The following is a 20,796-nucleotide window of genomic DNA, read 5'->3' as shown; positions in this document are numbered from 1 at the left end:
GGGCGCCCCCCCCCCCGCGCCCCCCCCGGTATCGGCGCTCCGCGCCTCGTCCTCAAACGCCGGACGGGCTGCATTCTTCGCCGGGCCGCGCCGAGCATTCCAGCCCGTCCGGCGATTGAGGACGAGCGCGTCAGCGCGATTGCGCCGGGGGTCCAGGGGGCGGAGCCCCTTGGTTTCGGGAAAGGGGCGGGACCGGGGCGCCCCCGCGAGGCCCCAGCAACCCGTCCACCACCGCCCTCAACTGCACCCCCACGTCGTAGGAAGCGGTCAGCTCCCCCCAGCGGTCCGCCAGCGCGGTCAGCCGGGGCAGCTCACCGGCGTCCGCCCCGCTCAGCATGCCGGGAAAGTACCGCTCACGATCGGGCCCCCCGGCCCGCCGGGCCACCGCCCGCCGGTAGACCAGGCTCCCGTACACGCAGTGCCACAGCGTCGCGTACGCGTGCACGGCCTCCTCGGGCGTGAGGCCGCAGGCGATCCCCGTGTCGACCAGCTCCTCGACCATCCACAGCGCGCCCCGGTCGGTGAGCCCGCCGAGCCGGAGCACCTCCACCACCCAGGGCAGCTCCTCCAGGACGGCGTGCATGTGGACCGCGACGGCGACCATCCGCTCGCGCGGGTCGGCGGGCAGCTCCGGGCGCGGCAGGGTGGCCGCCGTGCCGTCCAGGGCGAGCATCAGGAGCTCGTCCTTGTCGCGCACGTGGTGGTAGAGGGCCATGGGCGTGGCCCCCACCTCCTTGGCGACCCGGCGCATGCTGAGCGCCTCGACGCCCTCCTCCCGGAGGATGCGCCGCGCCACGCCGACGATCGCGTCCACCCCGATGCGCCGGGGCCGCCCCACACCGCGCTTCTTCGGCTCCGGCCGGGCCCCGGCCGGCCCTTCCGTACGTTCTTCCGCTGCCACGGCCTCATCCTCACGCCCGCCCTGCTCCGTGCTCACCCCTCCTATTTTCTATACGCGTATATTAATCTGCGGGGCATGACGAAGCAGCCCTCAGGGCGCAGCTTCCTGCTGCTCCCCGTGCTCCTGACCGTGCAGTTCCTCGTCTCCCTCGACATGTCCGTCGTCAACATCGCCCTGCCCGACATGGGCCGCGGCCTCGGCTTCGCGCCCGAGTCGCTGACCTGGGTCGTCAACGCGTACGCGCTCGCGTTCGGCGGGCTGCTCATGCTCGGCGGACGGCTCGCCGACCTCCTGGGGCGGCGGCGCACGCTCGTCGCCGGGTTCGCCGTCTTCGGGGTCGCGAGCCTCGCCGGGGGCCTCGCCCAGAGCGCGGGGCAGCTCGTGGCGGCGCGGGCCGTGCAGGGGGCGGGCGCCGCCGCCCTGGCGCCGGTGGCGCTCGCGCTGATCACCGTGCACCACCCGGCGGGACCGGTCCGGGCGCGGGCGCTCGGCCTGTGGGGTGCCTCCGGCGCGCTCGGCGGCGCCGTCGGGATCATGGCGGGCGGCCTGCTCACCGACTGGGTCGGCTGGCGCTCGGTGATGCTGGTCAACGTCCCGGTGGTGCTCGCCGTGCTCGCCGCCGTCCGCCCCGGCGTCCCCGCCGACCGCCCGGGGCCGGGCCGTCCGCGCCTGGACGTCCTCGGGGCGCTGCTCGTCACCGCCGGTACGGCGGTCCTGGTCCTCGGCCTGGTCCGTACCGAGACGCACCCCTGGGGCTCGGCCGCCACACTCGGCACGCTGGCGGCCGCGGCCGTGCTGCTCGCCGCGTTCTGCGTCGTCGAGCGGCGCGGCGAGCGGCGCGCCCGGCAGCCGCTGCTGCGCCTCGGGCTGCTCGCGCACCGCCCCGTGCTGTCGGCGAACGCCTTCTCGCTGCTGATGTCCGCGGGCCAGTTCGCCGCGTTCTACTTCACCTCGCTCTACCTCCAGGAGGTCCTGGGGTACGGGCCCACGCGCGCCGGGGCCGCCTTCCTGCCGTTCTGCGCGGGGGTCGTGGCGGGCACGGTGGTGGCGGCCCGGACGGTCGGCCGGGTCGGGGAGCGGGCGCTGCTGGTGGCGGGCGGGCTGCTCGGCGCGGCCGGGTTCGCGTGGTTCGCGCTGGCCGTGGAGGCGGGCGGGACCTTCGCGGGGTCCGTGCTCGGGCCGTCGCTGGTGGCCAGCGTGGGCATCGGCATGTGCTTCGTACCGCTCGGCACGTCCGCGACGGCCGGGGTGGCCCCGGAGGAGGCGGGGATGGCGTCCGGGCTGCTCAACAGCTCACGTCAGATCGGGGGCTCGATCGGGCTCGCGGTGCTCGTGACGGTGGCGGCGAGCGCGACCGGCACGGGGTCCGCGGGGCTCGCGCAGGGGTACGCGGCGGCGTACGCGGTGGCGGCGGGGCTGCTGGTCGCGGCGGCCGCGGCCACCGGGGTGCTGCACGGGCCCGCGGCCCGGCCGGGGCCCGGGGCGGGCGAGGACCGGGCCGCCCCCGTGGCCGGGGAGCGCGTCAGGGCCGAGTAGCCGGCTCCCCGGGCTTGAGGGGGTGCCCCAGCAGCATCGTGGGGGCCCCGGCGACGCGGGTCAGGAAGACCGTGGCGGACCCGGGGCCCTGGGGCTTCACCTTGCGGCGCAGCTCCTCCGGCTCCACCGCCGAGCCCCGCTTCTTGACCGTGAGGATCCCGACGCCGCGCTCCCGCAGCAGCGCCTTCAGCTTCTTGACGTTGAAGGGGAGCTGGTCCGTGATCTCGTACGCGGTGGCGTACGGCGTCGGGCGGGCGACGTCGGAGGTCACGTAGGCGATCGTCTCGTCGACGAGCCCGCCCTCCACCCGGGCGGCCACGTCCGCGACCAGATGGGCGCGGATGACGGCGCCGTCCGGCTCGTACAGGTAGCGGCCCACGGGGCGCACGGCCGGGTCCGGCGGCATGGCGGCGCGCGCGGCGCTGAGGGAGGCGCGCGACGGCAGCAGGGTCGCGCGGTGCGAGGCGGGCGCCCCTGTCCCGAACCACAGCACCGCCTCCTTCACGTCCCCGCCGTCCGAGATCCACTCGGCCTCCGCCTCCGCGGGCACGGCGTCGTGGGGGATGCCGGGAGCGATCTTCAGCGCGGCGCGGGGGGCCTCCCGGGCGGCGGCCACCGCCCAGGACAGCGGCGGCGAGTACGCCTCCGGGTCGAAGATCCGGCCGCGGCCGCCGCGCCGCGCGGGGTCGACGAAGACCGCGTCGCAGCCGCCCGTGTCCACCTCGGTCACGTCCGCCTCGCGCACCTCGATGAGGCCGTCGAGGCCCAGGGCCTCGGCGTTGGCGCGCGCGACCGCGCAGGTCAGCGGGTCGCGGTCGACGGCGAGGACCGCGATCCCGGCGCGCGCGAGCGCGAGGGCGTCACCGCCGATGCCGCAGCACAGATCGGCGACCCGCCGCACCCCGAGCTCCCGGAACCGCTCCGCCCGGTAGGCCGCCACGGACGTGCGCGTGGACTGCTCGACCCCGTTCGGCGTGAAGAACATCCGCGCGGCGTCCTTGGCCCCGAACTTCGCCACCGCCCGCTGCCGCAGGCGCGCCTGGGCGAGCGCCGCCGAGACCAGGCCGACGGGGTGGTCGCGGCGCAGCCGGGTCGCCACCGCGAGCTCCTCGGCGGGCTCGACGTCCCGTACGGCGTCGAGCAGGGCGGCGCCCTCGTCGGTGAGAAGCGCGGCGAAGGCCGTCGTGGCGGACTGCTGATCGTGCGGAGCGTTCACCGGCCCATTGTGGGCCAGTCGGTGGAAGGTACGCGTCCGGCAGCGGTGTCGACCCCGCCGCAGGGCCCTGGACTGCGAGGATCCGGCGCCATGCGACGTGTACTAGTACGACAAGATGCGAAATCCTCCGGAAAGGTGAGAAAGGCACGGAAGACGCGGAGGCGGGCGGTGCTCACCGTGGCCGCGCTCGGCGCCGGCGCGGTCGCCTCCGGCTGCGCGTCGGACGCCGGGGAGGGCGCGGGGGGCGCGCACGGCCAGCCGCCCCAGCTCGCGCCCCCCGCGCAGGCGCTGCACGAGTACGCCCAGCGCGTGCGCGCGAACCACACCGCGCGGGCCGCCGCCGCGAGCTACTGGGGCCTGTCCCGGGTCCCGCTGGCGGCGCCCCCGCCGCCCGCCGTGAAGCCGCGCCTGAAGACGCGCAAGGGCTTCGGGGTGCGCGGGCACGCGAAGCTGCCGCCGGTGTTCACCACGGTCCCGACCAAGCGCAAGGTCGTCTTCCTGACCGTCGACGACGGCGCCGAGAAGGACCCGGCGTTCCTGCGGATGATGAGCGACCTGCGCATCCCGTACACCGCGTTCCTCAGCAACTACCTGATCAAGACCAACTACGGCTACTTCAAGCAGATGCAGGACCGCGGCACCGCCCTGAACAACCACACCCTCAACCACCGCTACATGCCGGACCTCTCGTACAGGGCGCAGCGGCGCGAGATCTGCGGCATGCAGGACGTCATCGAGAGGCGGTACGGCAAGCGGCCCGAGCTGTTCCGGCCGCCGTACGGCAACTACGACCGCGACACCCTGCGCGCCGCCAAGTCCTGCGGCATCAAGGCGGTGCCGCTCTGGGCGTCGGAGGGCTTCGCCGACCGCATGGCCTGGCGCGAATGGGACCGCGACCTGCACCCCGGCGACATCATCCTCACGCACTTCCGCGGCAGCGACGACTGGGACGGCTCGATGACGGACATGGTCCGGACGGTCATGAAAACGGTCACCGGCAGGGGGTACGCGGTGGCCCGGCTCGAGGACTACGTGTGACTCGAGGACTACGTGTGAAACGCGCCCCGGCCCTCCTGCTGCTGCCGCTCCTCCTCCTGACGGCCTGCGCCCAATCGGTGGACCCGATCGAACGCCTGGGCCGCAAGGCGGCGGAGAGAATCCCCCTGCAGGAGCCGCCTCGCTGCGGGCAGCCGTTCCGCGGGGCGAGTGGGGCCTCCGCCCTCAGCTCCCACACTCCCGCGCCCCGCGCGGAACCCACCCCGCGCGCGAAGCGTTGCCACAAGGACACCCCTCCGGTCGCGCCCTGACACCCCGCGCGGCGGAGCCCGGCAGAGCCGGTACGCCGCCAGGCCGGCGGCAGCCAATTGGCACTCCGCTTGACCGAGTGCTAATCGCCGTCCTAGTCTCGGCCCTGGCACTCCCGCATGGAGAGTGCCAGAAGCGACGGGCAGGTCCGGCACCCGCGACGACGGATCCACCTGGTCGCCACCTCTAGATCAGTTAACCCCGCGAGATCTCCGAAGGGGGAGGTCGGATCGTGACGACCGCCAGCTCCAAGGTTGCCATCAAGCCGCTCGAGGACCGCATCGTGGTCCAGCCGCTGGACGCCGAGCAGACCACGGCCTCTGGCCTGGTCATCCCGGACACCGCGAAGGAGAAGCCCCAGGAGGGCGCCGTCCTCGCCGTGGGCCCGGGCCGTTTCGAGAACGGCGAGCGCCTTCCGCTCGACGTGAAGGTCGGCGACGTCGTGCTCTACAGCAAGTACGGCGGCACCGAGGTGAAGTACAACGGCGACGAGTACCTGGTGCTCTCGGCCCGCGACGTGCTCGCGATCATCGAGAAGTGATCCAGCAGTAGTCGCTGCTTTCACCCGGCAGATTTGCTTCGCGCCGCGCCCCTGGTCACCCCCGCTGATGCCGGGCGGCGAGGGGCGCGGTTCGTTCATACGAGTATCCGAGAGGGCTGAAACGCTCCCATGGCGAAGATCCTGAAGTTCGACGAGGACGCCCGTCGCGCCCTCGAGCGCGGCGTCAACAAGCTTGCCGACACGGTCAAGGTGACGATCGGCCCCAAGGGTCGCAACGTCGTCATCGACAAGAAGTTCGGCGCCCCCACCATCACCAACGACGGCGTCACCATCGCCCGTGAGGTCGAGGTCGAGGACCCGTACGAGAACCTGGGCGCCCAGCTCGTGAAGGAGGTGGCGACCAAGACCAACGACATCGCGGGTGACGGCACCACCACCGCCACGGTCCTGGCCCAGGCCCTGGTCAAGGAGGGCCTGCGCAACGTCGCCGCCGGCGCCTCCCCGGCCGCCCTGAAGAAGGGCATCGACGCCGCCGTCAAGGCCGTCTCCGACGAGCTGCTCGCCACCGCGCGGCCGATCGACGACAAGTCCGACATCGCCGCCGTGGCCGGGCTCTCCGCCCAGGACCAGCAGGTCGGCGAGCTCATCGCCGAGGCGATGGACAAGGTCGGCAAGGACGGTGTCATCACCGTCGAGGAGTCCAACACCTTCGGTCTGGAGCTGGACTTCACCGAGGGCATGGCCTTCGACAAGGGCTACCTGTCGCCGTACTTCGTGACGGACCAGGAGCGCATGGAGGCCGTCCTGGAGGACGCGTACATCCTCATCCACCAGGGCAAGATCTCCTCCATCCAGGACCTGCTGCCGCTCCTGGAGAAGGTCATCCAGGCCGGCTCCTCGAAGCCGCTGCTGATCATCGCCGAGGACGTCGAGGGCGAGGCCCTGTCGACCCTGGTGGTCAACAAGATCCGCGGCACCTTCAACGCGGTGGCCGTCAAGGCCCCCGGCTTCGGTGACCGCCGCAAGGCGATGCTCGGCGACATGGCCACCCTCACCGGCGGCACCGTCGTCGCCGAGGAGGTCGGCCTCAAGCTCGACCAGGTCGGCCTGGACGTGCTCGGCACCGCCCGCCGCGTGACGATCACCAAGGACGACACGACCATCGTCGACGGCGGCGGCAACACGGCCGACGTCGAGGCCCGCGTCGCCCAGATCAAGGCCGAGATCGAGACCACCGACTCCGACTGGGACCGCGAGAAGCTCCAGGAGCGCCTCGCGAAGCTGGCCGGCGGCGTGTGCGTGATCAAGGTCGGCGCCGCCACCGAGGTGGAGCTGAAGGAGAAGAAGCACCGTCTGGAGGACGCCATCTCCGCGACCCGCGCCGCGGTCGAGGAGGGCATCGTCTCCGGTGGTGGCTCCGCGCTCGTCCACGCCGCGAAGGTGCTCGAGGGCAACCTCGACAAGTCCGGCGACGAGGCCACCGGTGTCACGGTCGTCCGCAAGGCCGTCGTCGAGCCGCTGCGCTGGATCGCCGAGAACGCCGGCCTCGAGGGCTACGTCATCACCACCAAGGTGGCGGAGCTGGACAAGGGCCAGGGCTTCAACGCCGCGACCGGCGAGTACGTCGACCTGGTCAAGGCCGGCGTCATCGACCCGGTGAAGGTCACCCGCTCCGCCCTGGAGAACGCGGCCTCCATCGCCTCCCTGCTGCTCACGACCGAGACCCTGGTCGTCGAGAAGCCGGCGGAGGAGGAGGCCGAGGCCGGGCACGGCCACGGGCACGGTCACTCCCACTGAGCGATGCGCTCTTCGCGTGCGCCGGCTCAGGCGCGCGGCCGAAGGCCCGGCACCCCGTCGCGGGGTGCCGGGCCTTCGGCGTGTGCAGGCCGCGCGTGTGCAGGCTGCGCGTCTGTCGGCTGCGCGTCTGCCGGGTCCCGGCGCGTTGCCGGGTGCGGGCCGTGGTCCGTCCTCGCGCCGTTCCCCGCGCCCCTTCGGGGCGCTTGTCGTGTCCGTGCCCGCGCCCCCTTGCCGGGGCACCCCCAAGCCGCTTACTGGGGGCCGTACTTCCTGCCCGTGCGGGACGTGACGCCGCCCAGGAGCGCGCGGGGGGTCATCTTCACCACGCCCATGAGGGCCTTGTAGCGCGGGTCCGGGACCGAGAGGGTCTTGCCGCGGGCCAGGTCGGTGAGGGCGGCGGCGACCAGCTTGTCCGCGTCCAGCCACATCCACTTGGGGATGTTGTCCGTGCCCATCCCGGCCCGCTCGTGGAACTCGGTGCGGACGAACCCCGGGCACAGCGCCATGAGCCGGATGCCGGTCCCGGCCAGGTCCCGGGCCACCCCCTGGGTGAACTGGACCACCCACGCCTTGGATGCGCCGTACGTACCGCGCGGCACGAAGGCGGCCACCGAGGCGACGTTGACGACGCCGCCGCGCCGCCGCTCCCGCATGGCCGCGGTCGCCGCCGACGTCAGCCGGAGCACCGCCTCGCAGTGCACCTTCAGCATCGTCAGCTCGTCGGCGAGCGAGACCTCCAGGAACTGGCCCTTGTTGCCGAACCCGGCGTTGTTGACGAGGAGGTCGACGGGGTCGCGGCGGCTGGCGAGCCGTTCCTCGACGGCGGTGATGCCGTCCTCCGTGGAGAGGTCGGCGGTCAGGACCTCCGCCTCGATGCCGTGCCGGTCGTGCAGCTCGGTCGCCTGCTCCCGCAGCCGCTTCGTGTCACGTGCCACCAGGACGAGGCTGTAGCCGTCGGCGGCCAGGCGCCGGGCGAAGGCGGCGCCGATACCCGCGGTCGCACCCGTGATGAGAGCCGTAGTCATGGACCAAGGCTAGTGAGGCCGGGGGCGCCCGCGCGCCACGCACCCCGGGTGCGGTGCCCGCGCGGGCGCCCGGCGGTGTCAACCGCCGTGCTTGGCCACGTACGTGCGGGCCTTTTTGATCAGCTCGGGGTGCAGCGCGTCCCCCGCCTCCAGGAGCCGCGGCAGCAGGGCGCGCTCCGTCGTCACGGCTTGGAACTGCAGCGCGACGGTGATGTCGTGGTCCGGCCGGTGCACGACCTCGACCGGGTCCCCCGTCTGGATCTCGCCCGGCTCCAGCACCCGCAGGTACGCGCCGGGCAGCACGGCCCGCGTGAACCGCCGCACCCAGCCCCGCTCGCCGATGTGCCCCTGGAACGTACGGCACGGGATGCGGGCCGAGGTGACCTCCAGGAGCAGCCGCGGCCCGACGCGCCACCGCTCGCCGATGAGCGCGCCGTTCACGTCCACGCCCGTCGTGGTGAGGTTCTCGCCGAAGGCGCCGTTGGCGAACTGCCGGTCGAGGACCCGCCCCCACTCGTCGAGGTCCTCGCGCGCGAAGGCATACACCGCCTGGTCGTCGCCGCCGTGGTGGCGCAGTTCGCAGATCGTGTCCCCGGCGAGTCCGCTGCCGCCGGTCCCCTTCGGGCCGGGCGCGCTCACCCGGACGGGCCCCTCCACGGGGCGCTTGTCGATCCCGGTCACGCCCCCGGGCGAGTCGGTGTAGGGCACGGCCTTCGCCTGGCCCACGTTCACGGAGAGAAGCTTCATACGGTCAGGCTAGGCGGCACATGCTCAAAGCAGCTACGCAATATTGTGCATTGCGCCCAAGCCTCACTTATGCTCAAGGCATGATCGAGGCCCGTCACCTCCGTGTCCTGCGCGCCGTCGCCGCCACCGGCTCCTTCTCGGCGGCGGCCCGCGAGCTCGGCTGCACCCAGCCCGCCGTCAGCCAGCAGATGAAGGCCCTGGAGACGTCGACGGGCACGCCGCTGCTCGTCCGTACGGGCCGCGAGATGCGCCTCACCCAGGCCGGCGAGGCCCTGGTCCGGCACGCCGCGACCATCCTCGCCGGGCTCACCGCGGCCGAGGAGGAGGTCGCCGCGATCGCCGGCCTGCGCGCGGGCCGGGTCCGGCTCGTCTCCTTCCCCAGCGGTTCCTCCACGCTCGTCCCCGGCGCCCTCGCCGCCCTGCGCGCCGCGCACCCCGGCACCCGCGTCTCGCTGGAGGAGGCCGAGCCGCCCCGCTCGGTGGAGATGCTCCGCGAGGGCGACTGCGACGTCGCGGTGGCCTTCCGGTACGAGGGGGCAGGCGCCACCGAGGAGTGGGACGACCTCGTCGTACGGCCCCTGCTCGCCGACCGGCTCGTCGGCCTCGTGCCGGACGGCCACCGCCTGGCGAAGGCGGACGCCGTCACGATCGGTGAACTGGCGGACGAGTCGTGGATCGCGGGCTGCCCGCGCTGCCGCCGCCAGCTCGTCGAGGTCTGCCGGGGCGCGGGCTTCGAGCCCCGCATCGACTTCGCGACGGACGACTACCCGGCGGTGATCGGCCTGGTCGGCGCCGGGCTCGGCGTGGCGGTGCTGCCCGAGCTCGCCCTGGAGTCGGTGCGCGCCAAGGGGGCCCGCGCGGTGGCGGTGGAGCCCGCGGTGCGGCGCGAGATCGTCGCGCTCACCCTGCCCGACCTGGCACAGGTGCCGGCGGTGGCGGCGACCCTCGACCACCTCACGGGCGTCGCGACGGCGGGCCGGAGGCCCTGAGCCGGGGCCCAAGGCCCCAGCAGAAACGTTCCTTCGCGGAATCAGGGGGCCGGACTGCCCCCGCCCCCGCCCGTACTGGACGCGCCGACACCGGCACCGGACGTACTGGACGCGCCGACACCGGCACCGGACGCACTGGACGTACTGGACGTACTGGACGCGCTGGATGTACTGGCCGTGCTGACCAGCCGGTTCCGGGCGCGGCCCATCAGCTCCTCGCGTTCGTCCTCGGTCAGGCCGCCCCACACGCCGTACGGTTCCCGTACCGCGAGCGCGTGCGCGGCGCACTCGGCGCGCACCGGGCACCGCATGCAGACCTCCTTGGCCGAGTTCTCGCGCGCGCTCCGCGCCGCACCGCGCTCGCCCTCCGGGTGGAAGAAGAGCGAGCTGTCCACCCCACGGCAGGCCGCGAGGAGCTGCCAGTCCCACAGATCGGCGTTCGGTCCGGGGAGGCGGGAGAAATCTGCCATTGCATGTCTCCTGTGTAGCCGTGGTGACGCGGACGGTGCCCATGACCGTACATCTACTGTCTAAGGAGATGAAAATATGACTCATTGCGAATCTAGCCACAGACACCTTCAAAAGGGAAGAAAAGCCGCTAAATGGGGCATAGGCCGCAATAAGCGATGTGTGGGCCCTCGCCGTCTGTGCCGTGTCTGCGCCCTCACGTAGAGTGCCGAAGGGGATCGACCGACCCGTAACTCTTTCGAGTGACCGTCGTTGAGAGGGCGGAGGCGGTTGAAACAACAAGCGCTCGGGCAGGTGTCCGAGAGCGTCAACCGCACAGGTGACGACTTGTACCAGCCTGGAGGCTCAAGGTGACGCGCATCAGCTGCGGAGGGCGGCCATGACATCCGTCCTCGTCTGCGACGACTCCCCGCTCGCCCGAGAGGCGCTGCGCCGCGCGGTCGCGACCGTGCCCGGCGTCGAGCGCGTGACGACAGCGGCCAACGGCGAGGAAGTCCTCCGCCGCTGGGGCGCCGACCGCTCGGACCTGATCCTGATGGACGTACGCATGCCCGGTCTGGGCGGCGTCGAGACCGTGCGGCGGCTGCTCTCCGCCGACCCCGGCGCGCGCATCATCATGCTCACCGTCGCCGAGGACCTGGACGGGGTCGCGCTCGCGGTCGCCGCGGGCGCCCGCGGCTATCTGCACAAGGACGCCTCGCGCGCGGAGCTGCGCGCGACCGTCACGCAGGCCCTCGCCGACCCGACCTGGCGGCTGGCGCCGCGGCGGCTGCGCTCCGCCGAGATGGGCGCCGCGCCCACGCTCACCGCGCGTGAGATCCAGGTGCTCGAGGGCATGAGCCACGGCCGGTCCAACGCGGAGATCGGGCGCGAGCTCTTCCTCTCCGAGGACACGGTGAAGACCCACGCCAGGCGCCTGTTCAAGAAGCTCGGCGCCTCGGACCGCGCGCACGCGGTCGCGCTCGGCTTCCGCTGGGGCCTGGTTCGCTAGGTGCGTTGTCGCGGGGGCATGGCGTTCCCCGCCCGCCGCGTGGCGGGCGGGGCCATGGACGCCCGCCACCGCCCGCCCGGGAGCGGCTTGTGGCGCTTCGCCGCCGATGCCGCATCCTTGAGGTGTGGAGTTCCTTGGGGACGAGTCGGCCGAGCGGAAGGGGAGGGCGCGGGAGATGAGTTTCGGCGCACCTGCTCATAACGCTTCGGCGCACAACTACGGACGCGGTGCCACAGAACAGCCGGCGCCAAGGCACCATGGACCGATGCGCGAGAACAAGACGACGGTGATCGGTGCCCTCGTCCTTCGCGCCGTCGAGGGCGACGAGCAGGCCACGCACGACCTCCTGGCCCACGTCCACCCCCTCGCTCTCCGCTACTGCCGCACCCGGCTGTCCCGACTGCCGGGTGACGCCCGCCACTTCGTGGAGGACCTCGCGCAGGAGGTCTGCGTGGCGGTCCTGCTCGCGCTGCCGCGCTACCGCGACACGGGGCGGCCCTTCGAAGCCTTCGTCTTCGCCATCGCCGCGCACAAGGTCGCGGACCTCCAGCGGGCCGCGATGCGGCACCCGGGCTCGACCGCCGTCCCCTCGGACGAGATGCCCGAGCGCCCCGACGACTCCCTCGGCCCCGAGGAGCGGGCGCTGCTCAGCAGCGACGCCGAGTGGGCCAAGAAGCTGCTCGCCAACCTGCCCGAGAACCAGCGGGAGCTGCTGCTCCTGCGCGTCGCCGTCGGCCTGACCGCGGAGGAGACCGGGCAGGTGCTCGGCATGTCCCCCGGCGCCGTCCGGGTCGCCCAGCACCGGGCCCTGAGCCGCCTGCGCGCACTGGCCGAGCAGTAGTCCGCACAGCAGTCCGAGGAGCGCCCGAAGGGACGCGGGGAACTACGCGACCAGCCACCCGCGACCGTCGGGGACGGCGCCACACCGACCACCGGGAAAGCCCCTCGGCGCGGCTTCGTGCGAACCTACGAAGCCCCGGGCCGCCGGGAACCGTGGAATGAGAGAGCCCTGCTTCCCGTTAGCATGGACATCCGCACCGATCAAGGCCATTTGGGGAAGGTGTCATGACTGCCAACGTCGACGGAGTGCCCGAGAAATTCGCGACACTCGGGCTGACCTACGACGACGTGCTGCTGCTGCCGGGCGCGTCGGACATGGCGCCCGGTGACATCGACACCGCCTCGTACGTCTCGAAGAACGTCCGGGTGAACGTCCCGCTGCTCTCCGCGGCCATGGACAAGGTCACCGAGTCCCGCATGGCCATCGCCATGGCCCGCCAGGGCGGCGTCGGCGTACTGCACCGCAACCTGTCGATCGCCGACCAGGCCAACCAGGTCGACCTGGTCAAGCGCTCCGAGTCCGGCATGGTCACCGACCCCATCACGGTGCACCCGGACGCCACGCTCGCCGAGGCCGACGCGATCTGCGCCAAGTTCCGCATCAGCGGCGTCCCGGTGACCGACGGCGCGGGCAAGCTGCTCGGCATCGTCACCAACCGTGACATGGCCTTCGAGGCGGACCGCTCCCGCCAGGTCCGCGAGGTCATGACGCCGATGCCGCTGGTCACCGGCAAGGTCGGCATCTCCGGTGTGGACGCCATGGAGCTGCTGCGCCGCCACAAGATCGAGAAGCTGCCGCTGGTCGACGACAGCGGCGTCCTCAAGGGCCTCATCACGGTCAAGGACTTCGTGAAGGCCGAGAAGTACCCGAACGCCGCGAAGGACGCCGAGGGCCGCCTCATCGTCGGTGCCGCCGTGGGCGTCGCCGGCGACGCCTTCGACCGCGCCCAGGCGCTCATCGAGGCGGGCGTCGACTTCATCGTCGTCGACACCGCGCACGGCCACTCCCGGCTGGTCGGCGACATGGTCGCCAAGATCAAGTCGAACTCGAGCGGCGTCGACGTCATCGGCGGCAACATCGCCACCCGCGAGGGCGCCCAGGCGCTCATCGACGCCGGTGTCGACGGCATCAAGGTGGGCGTCGGCCCCGGCTCCATCTGCACCACCCGCGTCGTCGCCGGCATCGGCGTACCGCAGGTGACGGCCATCTACGAGGCCGCGCTCGCCGCCAAGGAGGCCGGTGTCCCGGTGATCGGCGACGGCGGCCTGCAGTACTCCGGCGACATCGCCAAGGCGCTCGTCGCCGGGGCGGACACGGTCATGCTGGGCTCGCTGCTCGCGGGCTGCGAGGAGTCCCCGGGCGAGCTGCTCTTCATCAACGGCAAGCAGTTCAAGTCGTACCGCGGCATGGGCTCCCTGGGGGCCATGCAGTCCCGCGGCGAGCAGCGCTCCTTCTCCAAGGACCGGTACTTCCAGGAGGGCGTCGCCTCCGACGAGAAGCTCGTGCCCGAGGGCATCGAGGGCCAGGTGCCCTACCGCGGCCCGCTGTCGGCCGTCGTGCACCAGCTCGTGGGCGGTCTGCGCCAGTCGATGTTCTACGTGGGCGGCCGTACGGTCCCCGAGCTCCAGGACCGCGGCCGGTTCGTCCGGATCACCTCGGCGGGGCTCAAGGAGAGCCACCCGCACGACATCCAGATGACGGTCGAGGCGCCGAACTACAGCGGCAAGAAGTAGGCGCCGAGCAGCGGCGGACGGCGCGCACGCGCGCGTGGGGGCGGCCCGGGAATCCCCGGACCGCCCCCACGCGCGTGTGTCGGGGATACTGGAACGGCATACGGAGTGCCGTAGGAAAGCTGAAGGGCCACACCAGTGACTGAGATCGAGATCGGGCGCGGCAAGCGCGGCCGCCGGGCGTACGCCTTCGACGACATCGCCGTCGTACCGAGTCGGCGCACCCGCGACCCGAAGGAGGTCTCGATCGCCTGGCAGATCGACGCCTACCGCTTCGAGCTGCCCTTCCTCGCGGCCCCCATGGACTCCGTGGTGTCGCCCGCGACCGCCATCCGCATCGGCGAGCTCGGCGGCCTCGGCGTGCTGAACCTCGAAGGCCTGTGGACGCGGTACGAGGACCCGCAGCCGCTCCTCGACGAGATCGCGGAGCTGCCCGCCGAGACCGCGACGCGCCGGCTCCAGGAGATCTACGCCGCGCCCATCAAGGAGGAGCTGATCGGGCAGCGCATCAAGGAGGTGCGCGACTCCGGCGTCGTCACCGCCGCCGCGCTCTCCCCGCAGCGCACCGCCCAGTTCTCCAAGGCCGTCGTGGACGCGGGCGTGGACATCTTCGTGATCCGCGGCACGACCGTCTCGGCCGAGCACGTCTCCGGCGCCGCCGAGCCGCTGAACCTGAAGCAGTTCATCTACGAGCTGGACGTCCCGGTCATCGTCGGCGGCTGCGCCACGTACACCGCGGCCCTGCACCTGATGCGCACCGGCGCGGCCGGTGTCCTCGTCGGCTTCGGCGGCGGCGCCGCGCACACCACGCGCAACGTCCTGGGCATCCAGGTCCCCATGGCCACCGCCGTGGCCGACGTCGCCGCCGCCCGCCGGGACTACATGGACGAGTCCGGCGGCCGCTACGTCCACGTCATCGCGGACGGCGGCGTGGGCTGGTCGGGTGACCTGCCCAAGGCCATCGCCTGCGGCGCGGACGCCGTGATGGTGGGCTCCCCGCTGGCGCGCGCCACGGACGCGCCGGGCAAGGGCCACCACTGGGGCATGGAGGCCGTCCACGAGGACGTGCCGCGCGGCAAGAAGGTCCACCTGGGCACGGTCGGCACCACCGAGGAGATCCTCACCGGCCCGTCGCACATCCCCGACGGCTCGATGAACTTCTTCGGGGCGCTGCGCCGCGCGATGGCCACGACCGGCTACAGCGAGCTCAAGGAGTTCCAGCGCGTCGAGGTGACGGTGGCGGACTCGCAGCACAAGCGGTGACGTCCGCGCGGCACTGAGCGGGCGACACACACGAGGAAGGGGTCCGGGACCGCCGTCAGGCGGCCCCGGACCCCTTTTCCCGTACTCGTAACCCGTGCCCGTGCCCGTGCCCGTGCCCGTGCCCGTGCCCGTGCCCGTGCCCGTGCCCGTGCCCGTGCCCGTGCCCGTACGCGTCCCGTACGGGTACGCGGTTACTGCGCGGCGCGCTTGGCGCTGCCGAAGGCGGCCACCGCGGCGATCGCGAAGAACACGAACGTCATGGCGTCGGCCTCCTCCTTCCAGCCCTTCTGGAGGAGGTCGAAGTGGTCGACGAAAAGGTCCGTGAAGCTCATGTTGAGCTTGTCGGCGGCGACGGCGGCCGCGCCGATGAGCTGTCCCAGGTAGACGGCGCCGAGCGACAGGGCGGCCGCGATGACGCCGAGCACGGGGTTGCGGCCCCCGGTCTTGCCGGCGGCCAGGCCCACGAGGAAGCCGACGCCGACCGCCGCCCAGCCGATCTCGTGCTCGGTGGCTCCGATGACCGCGCCGTACACGCCCGCGGCGACCAGGGCGGTCACCAGGGCGACCGCGAGACCCAGGCCCACGTTGTCCCGGGCGGGAGCGGGCGGGGCGGGCACCATGTGGGGCGCCTGGTAGCCGTTCTGCTGCGGGAAGCCGGCGTACGGCTGCTGCGGCGGGTGCGGCTGCTGGGGGTGGCCGTAGCCGGGCTGGCCGTAGGGCTGCTGGGGCTGTTGGTAGCCGTAGGGCTGGCCCTGCTGGCCCGGAGGCGTGGGCTGCGTCATCTGGAGTCCCCCTGAGACATGAGCGCACTGGTGTGCGGTAAATGGCTGGATCCGCACGGTAGCAGCAGTGGCCGACGGGCCCCAGGGGGTTTGCCGTGGGTCAGAGGCGGTGGGCCGCGCCCGCCGGAGTCGCGCCCCGCGTGTCCAGGAGCAGTTGGGCCTTGACGGCGAGCCCCTGGAGGTCGTAGGTGCGGTGGTGCTGGAGCAGGATCGTCAGATCGGCCTCGGCGGCCACGTCGTAGAGGCTGTCCGCGCGGGGCACAGGATGGCCGAGAACGTTCCAATGCGCGACATACGGGTCGTGGTAGCTGACGGCGGCGCCGAGCTGCATGAGGCGGACCGCGATCTCCTGGGCGGGGGCTCCCTGCTGGTCGGAGACGTCCGGCTTGTACGTGACGCCGAGCAGCAGCACCCGGGCGCCGCGGGCGGACTTGCCGTGCTCGTTGAGCAGGGCGGCGGCGCGCTGGATCACATAGCCGGGCATGCGGTCGTTGACCTGCTGGGCGAGCTCCACCAGGCGCAGCGGGCGGGTGCCGTGGGCCGGGCTCGGCACGTCCAGGGCGGTGCCGTGGCCGCCGACACCGGGGCCCGGGCGGAAGGCCTGGAAGCCGAACGGCTTGGTCTCGGCGCAGCGGATGACGTCCCACAGGTCGATGCCGAGGTCGTGGCAGAACACGGCCATCTCGTTGACCAGGGCCATGTTCACGTGCCGGTAGTTGGTCTCCAGGAGGTGCACGGTCTCCGCCTCCCGCGGCCCCCGCGCGCGGACGACCTTGTCGGTGAGGCGCCCGTAGAAGGCGGCCGCGGACTCGGTGCAGGCGGGGGTGAGACCGCCGATGACCTTGGGGGTGGCCGCGTAGCCGTGGGTGCGGTTGCCGGGGTCGAGGCGGCCGGGGGAGTGGGCGAGGTGGAAGTCGCGCCCCGCGCGCAGGCCGGAGCCCTCTTCGAGCAGGGGGCGGAGGAACTCCTCCGTGGTGCCCGGGTACGCGGGGGACTCCAGGATGACCGTGGTGTGCGGGCGCAGCCGCGCCGCAAGCGCCCGGGCGGCCTCGGCCACATGGCTGAGGTCCAGCGTCCGGTCCGCGGCCTGCGGCGTGGGCGCGCAGATCACGGCGGTGCGGACGCGGCCCAGCTCGGCCGGGTCAGTCGTCGGCCGGAAGCCGCCCGCCAGCATCCGGCGGACGTCGGCGGCGGTGAGGGTGCCCTCGGCGCCGTCGCCGGGAAGTCGGCCGCTCGCCAGCTCGGGCGCGCGGACGGGGTCGTAGCCGATGGTGGCGATGCCGCTGTGGGCGGCGGCCTGCGCCAGGGGCAGGCCGAGGTGGCCGAGGCCGATGACGGCGAGGTCTGCTGGCATGGCGGTGAGGCGCCCTTCCCAATAGCCGGAGCGGGACGATGACGCAAGCCCTGTGGACAAGATGCGGCAGCGCAATGTCAGACTAGGAGTAAATATGACCGATTTGCGGTATTGGACCTCTCTCGACGTCGGAGTGTTGTCCACAGGCGGTGGCTGAACTCGGCGAGCGCGAGAAGAATCTGGGCATGATGTGAGCGCGACCACACCCGACGACCGCGGGAGGCAGCGGTGAGGACAGCGACTCTGGGGCCGGCGGAGCGGGCCGAGGCACTCGCGGGCATGGCCGAGCGCGAGCTGGACGTACTCGTGGTGGGCGGCGGGGTGGTCGGCGCGGGCACCGCGCTCGACGCCGTGACCCGGGGCCTGACCACGGGCCTGGTCGAGGCCAGGGACTGGGCGTCGGGCACGTCGAGCCGGTCCAGCAAGCTGGTCCACGGCGGCCTGCGCTATCTGGAGATGCTGGACTTCGCGCTGGTCCGCGAGGCCCTCAAGGAGCGCGGCCTGCTCCTGGAGCGCCTCGCCCCGCACCTGGTGAAGCCGGTGCCGTTCCTCTACCCGCTGCGGCACCAGGCCTGGGAGCGGCTCTACGCCGGATCGGGCGTCGCGCTGTACGACGCGATGTCGATGGCCCGCGGCCACGGCCGGGGCCTGCCCGTGCACCGCCACCTGACCCGGCGTCACGCCCTGCGCGTGGCCCCCTGCCTGAAGAAGGACGCCCTCGTCGGTGCCCTGCAGTACTACGACGCCCAGATGGACGACGCCCGCTACGTGGCCACGCTCGTGCGCACCGCCGCGGCGTACGGCGCCAAGGCCGCCAACCGCGCGCGGGTGACCGGCTTCCTCCGCGAGGGCGAGCGGGTGGTCGGCGCCCGCGTCCAGGACGTCGAAGGGGGCGGGGAGTACGAGATCCGGGCCAAGCAGGTCGTGAACGCCACGGGGGTGTGGACGGACGACACCCAGGCGATGGTCGGCGAGCGCGGCCAGTTCCACGTCCGGGCCTCCAAGGGCATCCATCTGGTCGTACCGAAGGACCGGATCCACTCGACGACGGGCCTGATCCTGCGCACGGAGAAGAGCGTCCTGTTCGTCATCCCCTGGGGCCGGCACTGGATCATCGGCACCACCGACACGGACTGGGACCTGGACAAGGCCCACCCGGCGGCCTCCAGCGCAGACATCGACTACCTCCTGGAGCACGTCAACTCGGTCCTCGCGGTCCCGCTCTCGCGCGACGACGTCCAGGGGGTGTACGCGGGGCTGCGCCCGCTGCTCGCCGGAGAGTCGGACGCCACCAGCAAGCTCTCCCGGGAGCACACGGTCGCGCACCCCGCGCCCGGCCTGGTCGTCATCGCGGGTGGCAAGTACACGACGTACCGCGTCATGGCCAAGGACGCCGTGGACGAGGCGGTGCACGGCCTGGACCAGCGCGTCGCGGAGTGCGTCACGGAGGACATCCCGCTCGTCGGGGCCGAGGGGTACCGCGCGCTGTGGAACGCCCGCGCGGGCATCGCCGCGCGCACCGGGCTCCACGTGGTGCGCGTCGAGCACCTGTTGAACCGCTACGGCTCGCTCGCGGAGGAGGTTCTCGACCTGATCGAGAAGGACGCCTCGCTCGGCGCCCCGCTGCACGCCGCCGACGACTACCTGCGCGCCGAGGTCGTCTACGCCGCCTCCCACGAGGGCGCCCGGCACCTGGACGACGTCCTCACGCGCCGCACCCGCATCTCCATCGAGACCTTCGACCGCGGCACGCGCAGCGCCCGGGAGTGCGCGGAGCTGATGGCGCCCGTCCTCGGCTGGGACGAGGACCAGATCGAGCGCGAGGTCCAGCACTACGAGAAGCGGGTGGAGGCCGAGCGTGAGTCCCAGCGCCAGCCGGACGACCTGACGGCGGACGCGGCCCGGCTCGGGGCGCCGGACATCGTCCCGCTGGAGAGCTGACGTCCTTTCAGGGGCGGGGGAGGGGCTTGTCGAGCACGGACACGCCGGAGTTGGGGCGGTTTGACCGGAGGGGGCGGACAAGGGGCATATGGCCGGAGGGGTTTGGGCTGGTGCGCAGGGGTTCACTCGGACCCGTGCCCGGGGGCGAAGTCCACGATGTGGGACATCTGACCCGCGGCATTGACCGGTCCCGGGGTGAGGGACAATGAAGGCTCTGTCAGGGCGGGTTGTGCGGGTAGTTGAGGGGACGCATGTCGGAGGCGGAGCAGACGGGCGGGGCCCGTCAGGATCAGAGCGCGCGTCTCCTCGCGGGGCGGTACCGGCTCGGTGACGTGCTCGGCCGGGGCGGCATGGGCACGGTCTGGCGGGCGAAGGACGAGACGCTGGGCCGCACGGTCGCGGTGAAGGAGCTGCGCTTCCCGTCGAGCATCGACGAAGAGGAGAAGCGGCGCCTCATCACGCGCACCCTGCGCGAGGCCAAGGCCATCGCGCGCATCCGCAACACCGGCGCCGTGACGGTCTACGACGTGGTCGACGAGGACGACCGCCCCTGGATCGTGATGGAGCTGGTCGAGGGCAAGTCCCTCGCCGAGGCCGTCCGCGAGGACGGGCTGCTCACGCCGAAGCGCGCGGCCGAGGTCGGGCTCGCCGTGCTGGACGTGCTGCGCTCCGCGCACCGCGAGGGCATCCTGCACCGCGACGTGAAGCCGTCCAATGTCCTCATCGCGGAGGACGGCCGCGTCGTCCTCACCGACTTCGGCATCGCCCAGGTCGAGGGCGACCCGTCCATCACCTCGACCGGCATGCTCGTCGGCGCCCCCTCCTACATCTCGCCCGAGCGGGCGCGCGGCCACAAGCCGGGGCCGGCGGCCGACCTGTGGTCGCTCGGCGGCCTCATCTACGCGGCGGTGGAGGGCGTGCCGCCGTACGACAAGGGTTCGGCCATCGCGACGCTCACCGCCGTGATGACCGAGGCGGTCGAGCCGCCGCGGCACGCCGGGCCCCTGCTGGAGAAGGTCATCTACGGCCTGCTCGCGAAGGACCCCGAGCAGCGGCTCGACGAGGCGAGCGCCCGTCGCATGCTCCAGGACGTGATCAACGCCCCCGAGCCGGCGGCCGGCAAGCGGCTCGACGACCCGGTGGACGCGACGAAGGTCGTGCCCCTGCCGCCCGTGCCTCCGGCGCCCGCGCAGGCGCCCGGTGGGTCCGGCGGCCGCAAGGGCGAGGAGGCCGCGGAGCGGCTGAAGGGCGCGTTCCGCTCGGTGCGCAAGAAGGCGGCCGCCGCGACCGGCTCCACGCCGGCCGGGGGCTTCCCCGCGGACCCGGGCGCGCGGAGCGGTGCCGCGGCCGTGGACAGCCCGGCCGGTGGCGCCCCCGGCGCGACGCGTGCCCCGGGAGCCGCCGGCGG

The 20,796-nt window shown here is 72.9% G+C and carries 18 protein-coding genes; 11 read left to right on the top strand and 7 right to left on the bottom strand.

The features are described from left to right. Positions 1-130: 130 nt before the first annotated feature. The gene (locus QK440_RS37310) at positions 131-901 is read right to left on the bottom strand and encodes a TetR/AcrR family transcriptional regulator (protein WP_282797710.1); all 771 of its coding nucleotides are present in this window, start codon (positions 899-901) and stop codon (positions 131-133) included. 75 nt (positions 902-976) lie between these two features. On the opposite strand from QK440_RS37310, the gene QK440_RS37305 reads away from it, so the two are divergent. Next, a complete protein-coding gene (locus tag QK440_RS37305; protein WP_282797709.1) occupies positions 977-2,437 on the top strand; it encodes an MFS transporter in 1,461 nt (486 codons plus the stop codon). Here the strand turns inward: QK440_RS37305 and QK440_RS37300 are convergent. Continuing rightward, positions 2,424-3,653, bottom strand: a complete 1,230-nt coding sequence (locus QK440_RS37300) for a methyltransferase domain-containing protein (protein WP_282797708.1) — start codon at positions 3,651-3,653, stop codon at positions 2,424-2,426. The two genes, QK440_RS37305 and QK440_RS37300, sit on opposite strands and share 14 nt — an antisense overlap. 135 nt (positions 3,654-3,788) lie before the next feature. Here QK440_RS37300 and QK440_RS37295 point away from each other — a divergent pair, with 135 nt between their 5' ends. The 3 genes from QK440_RS37295 (at position 3,789) to groL (ending at position 7,257) form a co-directional block, all read left to right on the top strand. Continuing rightward, the gene (locus QK440_RS37295) at positions 3,789-4,691 is read left to right on the top strand and encodes a polysaccharide deacetylase family protein (protein WP_282797707.1); all 903 of its coding nucleotides are present in this window, start codon (positions 3,789-3,791) and stop codon (positions 4,689-4,691) included. Between the two features lie 499 nt (positions 4,692-5,190). Beyond that, entirely contained in the window at positions 5,191-5,499 is a 309-nt protein-coding gene (gene groES / locus QK440_RS37290) for a co-chaperone GroES (protein WP_004955293.1), read from the top strand. Positions 5,500-5,628: 129 nt separating this feature from the next. Beyond that, a complete protein-coding gene (gene groL / locus QK440_RS37285) occupies positions 5,629-7,257 on the top strand; it encodes a chaperonin GroEL (RefSeq protein ID WP_282797706.1) in 1,629 nt (542 codons plus the stop codon). Positions 7,258-7,508: 251 nt separating this feature from the next. Here the strand turns inward: groL and QK440_RS37280 are convergent, their stop codons facing one another. Together QK440_RS37280 and QK440_RS37275 are read right to left on the bottom strand one after the other, a co-directional pair. Further along, entirely contained in the window at positions 7,509-8,282 is a 774-nt protein-coding gene (locus QK440_RS37280) for an SDR family oxidoreductase (protein ID WP_282797705.1), read from the bottom strand. A 78-nt stretch (positions 8,283-8,360) separates the two neighbouring features. Beyond that, positions 8,361-9,029, bottom strand: a complete 669-nt coding sequence (locus QK440_RS37275; protein WP_282797704.1) for an MOSC domain-containing protein — start codon at positions 9,027-9,029, stop codon at positions 8,361-8,363. Between the two features lie 80 nt (positions 9,030-9,109). Here QK440_RS37275 and QK440_RS37270 point away from each other — a divergent pair, with 80 nt between their 5' ends. Next, positions 9,110-10,018: a LysR family transcriptional regulator gene (locus QK440_RS37270; protein ID WP_282797703.1), complete on the top strand. Its 909-nt coding sequence runs from the start codon at positions 9,110-9,112 to the stop codon at positions 10,016-10,018. 41 nt (positions 10,019-10,059) lie between these two features. On the opposite strand, the gene QK440_RS37265 is transcribed toward QK440_RS37270, so the two are convergent. After that, complete coding sequence (locus QK440_RS37265; RefSeq protein ID WP_282797702.1) at positions 10,060-10,488, bottom strand: WhiB family transcriptional regulator; 429 nt, start codon at positions 10,486-10,488, stop codon at positions 10,060-10,062. A gap of 377 nt (positions 10,489-10,865) precedes the next feature. On the opposite strand from QK440_RS37265, the gene QK440_RS37260 reads away from it, so the two are divergent. The 4 genes from QK440_RS37260 (at position 10,866) to QK440_RS37245 (ending at position 15,311) form a co-directional block, all read left to right on the top strand. Then, the gene (locus QK440_RS37260; RefSeq protein ID WP_003948568.1) at positions 10,866-11,477 is read left to right on the top strand and encodes a response regulator transcription factor; all 612 of its coding nucleotides are present in this window, start codon (positions 10,866-10,868) and stop codon (positions 11,475-11,477) included. Positions 11,478-11,742: 265 nt separating this feature from the next. Then, on the top strand, positions 11,743-12,318 hold the full coding sequence (locus tag QK440_RS37255; protein ID WP_190134787.1) for a sigma-70 family RNA polymerase sigma factor: 576 nt from the start codon (positions 11,743-11,745) through the stop codon (positions 12,316-12,318). 224 nt (positions 12,319-12,542) lie between these two features. Further along, positions 12,543-14,051, top strand: a complete 1,509-nt coding sequence (guaB, locus tag QK440_RS37250) for an IMP dehydrogenase (protein ID WP_282797701.1) — start codon at positions 12,543-12,545, stop codon at positions 14,049-14,051. Between the two features lie 135 nt (positions 14,052-14,186). After that, positions 14,187-15,311 (top strand): GuaB3 family IMP dehydrogenase-related protein, encoded by a 1,125-nt coding sequence (locus tag QK440_RS37245; RefSeq protein WP_282797700.1) that lies wholly within the window; start codon positions 14,187-14,189, stop codon positions 15,309-15,311. A gap of 191 nt (positions 15,312-15,502) precedes the next feature. Here the strand turns inward: QK440_RS37245 and QK440_RS37240 are convergent, their stop codons facing one another. Together QK440_RS37240 and QK440_RS37235 are read right to left on the bottom strand one after the other, a co-directional pair. After that, the gene (locus QK440_RS37240) at positions 15,503-16,093 is read right to left on the bottom strand and encodes a hypothetical protein (protein WP_282797699.1); all 591 of its coding nucleotides are present in this window, start codon (positions 16,091-16,093) and stop codon (positions 15,503-15,505) included. A 100-nt stretch (positions 16,094-16,193) separates the two neighbouring features. Next, a complete protein-coding gene (locus QK440_RS37235) occupies positions 16,194-17,447 on the bottom strand; it encodes a nucleotide sugar dehydrogenase (protein WP_190134783.1) in 1,254 nt (417 codons plus the stop codon). Between the two features lie 228 nt (positions 17,448-17,675). Here QK440_RS37235 and QK440_RS37230 point away from each other — a divergent pair, with 228 nt between their 5' ends. Together QK440_RS37230 and QK440_RS37225 are read left to right on the top strand one after the other, a co-directional pair. After that, on the top strand, positions 17,676-19,388 hold the full coding sequence (locus QK440_RS37230; protein WP_282797698.1) for a glycerol-3-phosphate dehydrogenase/oxidase: 1,713 nt from the start codon (positions 17,676-17,678) through the stop codon (positions 19,386-19,388). Between the two features lie 251 nt (positions 19,389-19,639). Next, the coding region (locus tag QK440_RS37225) for a serine/threonine-protein kinase (protein WP_282797697.1) at positions 19,640-20,796 on the top strand (1,157 nt) is incomplete at its 3' end.

Origin of the sequence: Streptomyces sp. CC224B (genome assembly GCF_030010595.1) — a bacterium.
Classification (GTDB): domain Bacteria; phylum Actinomycetota; class Actinomycetes; order Streptomycetales; family Streptomycetaceae; genus Streptomyces; species Streptomyces longispororuber.
This window is presented reverse-complemented; position numbering and strand designations above follow the sequence as displayed.

Bases quoted from the DNA above. Each gene is read 5' to 3' on its own strand.
- QK440_RS37305 (WP_282797709.1), top strand. From the start codon at position 977: ATGACGAAGCAGCCCTCAGGGCGCAGCTTCCTGCTGCTCCCCGTGCTC.
- groL (WP_282797706.1), top strand. From the start codon at position 5,629: ATGGCGAAGATCCTGAAGTTCGACGAGGACGCCCGTCGCGCCCTCGAG.
- QK440_RS37280 (WP_282797705.1), bottom strand. From the start codon at position 8,282: ATGACTACGGCTCTCATCACGGGTGCGACCGCGGGTATCGGCGCCGCC.
- QK440_RS37275 (WP_282797704.1), bottom strand. From the start codon at position 9,029: ATGAAGCTTCTCTCCGTGAACGTGGGCCAGGCGAAGGCCGTGCCCTAC.
- QK440_RS37270 (WP_282797703.1), top strand. From the start codon at position 9,110: ATGATCGAGGCCCGTCACCTCCGTGTCCTGCGCGCCGTCGCCGCCACC.
- QK440_RS37265 (WP_282797702.1), bottom strand. From the start codon at position 10,488: ATGGCAGATTTCTCCCGCCTCCCCGGACCGAACGCCGATCTGTGGGAC.
- QK440_RS37260 (WP_003948568.1), top strand. From the start codon at position 10,866: ATGACATCCGTCCTCGTCTGCGACGACTCCCCGCTCGCCCGAGAGGCG.
- QK440_RS37255 (WP_190134787.1), top strand. From the start codon at position 11,743: ATGCGCGAGAACAAGACGACGGTGATCGGTGCCCTCGTCCTTCGCGCC.
- guaB (WP_282797701.1), top strand. From the start codon at position 12,543: ATGACTGCCAACGTCGACGGAGTGCCCGAGAAATTCGCGACACTCGGG.
- QK440_RS37240 (WP_282797699.1), bottom strand. From the start codon at position 16,093: ATGACGCAGCCCACGCCTCCGGGCCAGCAGGGCCAGCCCTACGGCTAC.
- QK440_RS37235 (WP_190134783.1), bottom strand. From the start codon at position 17,447: ATGCCAGCAGACCTCGCCGTCATCGGCCTCGGCCACCTCGGCCTGCCC.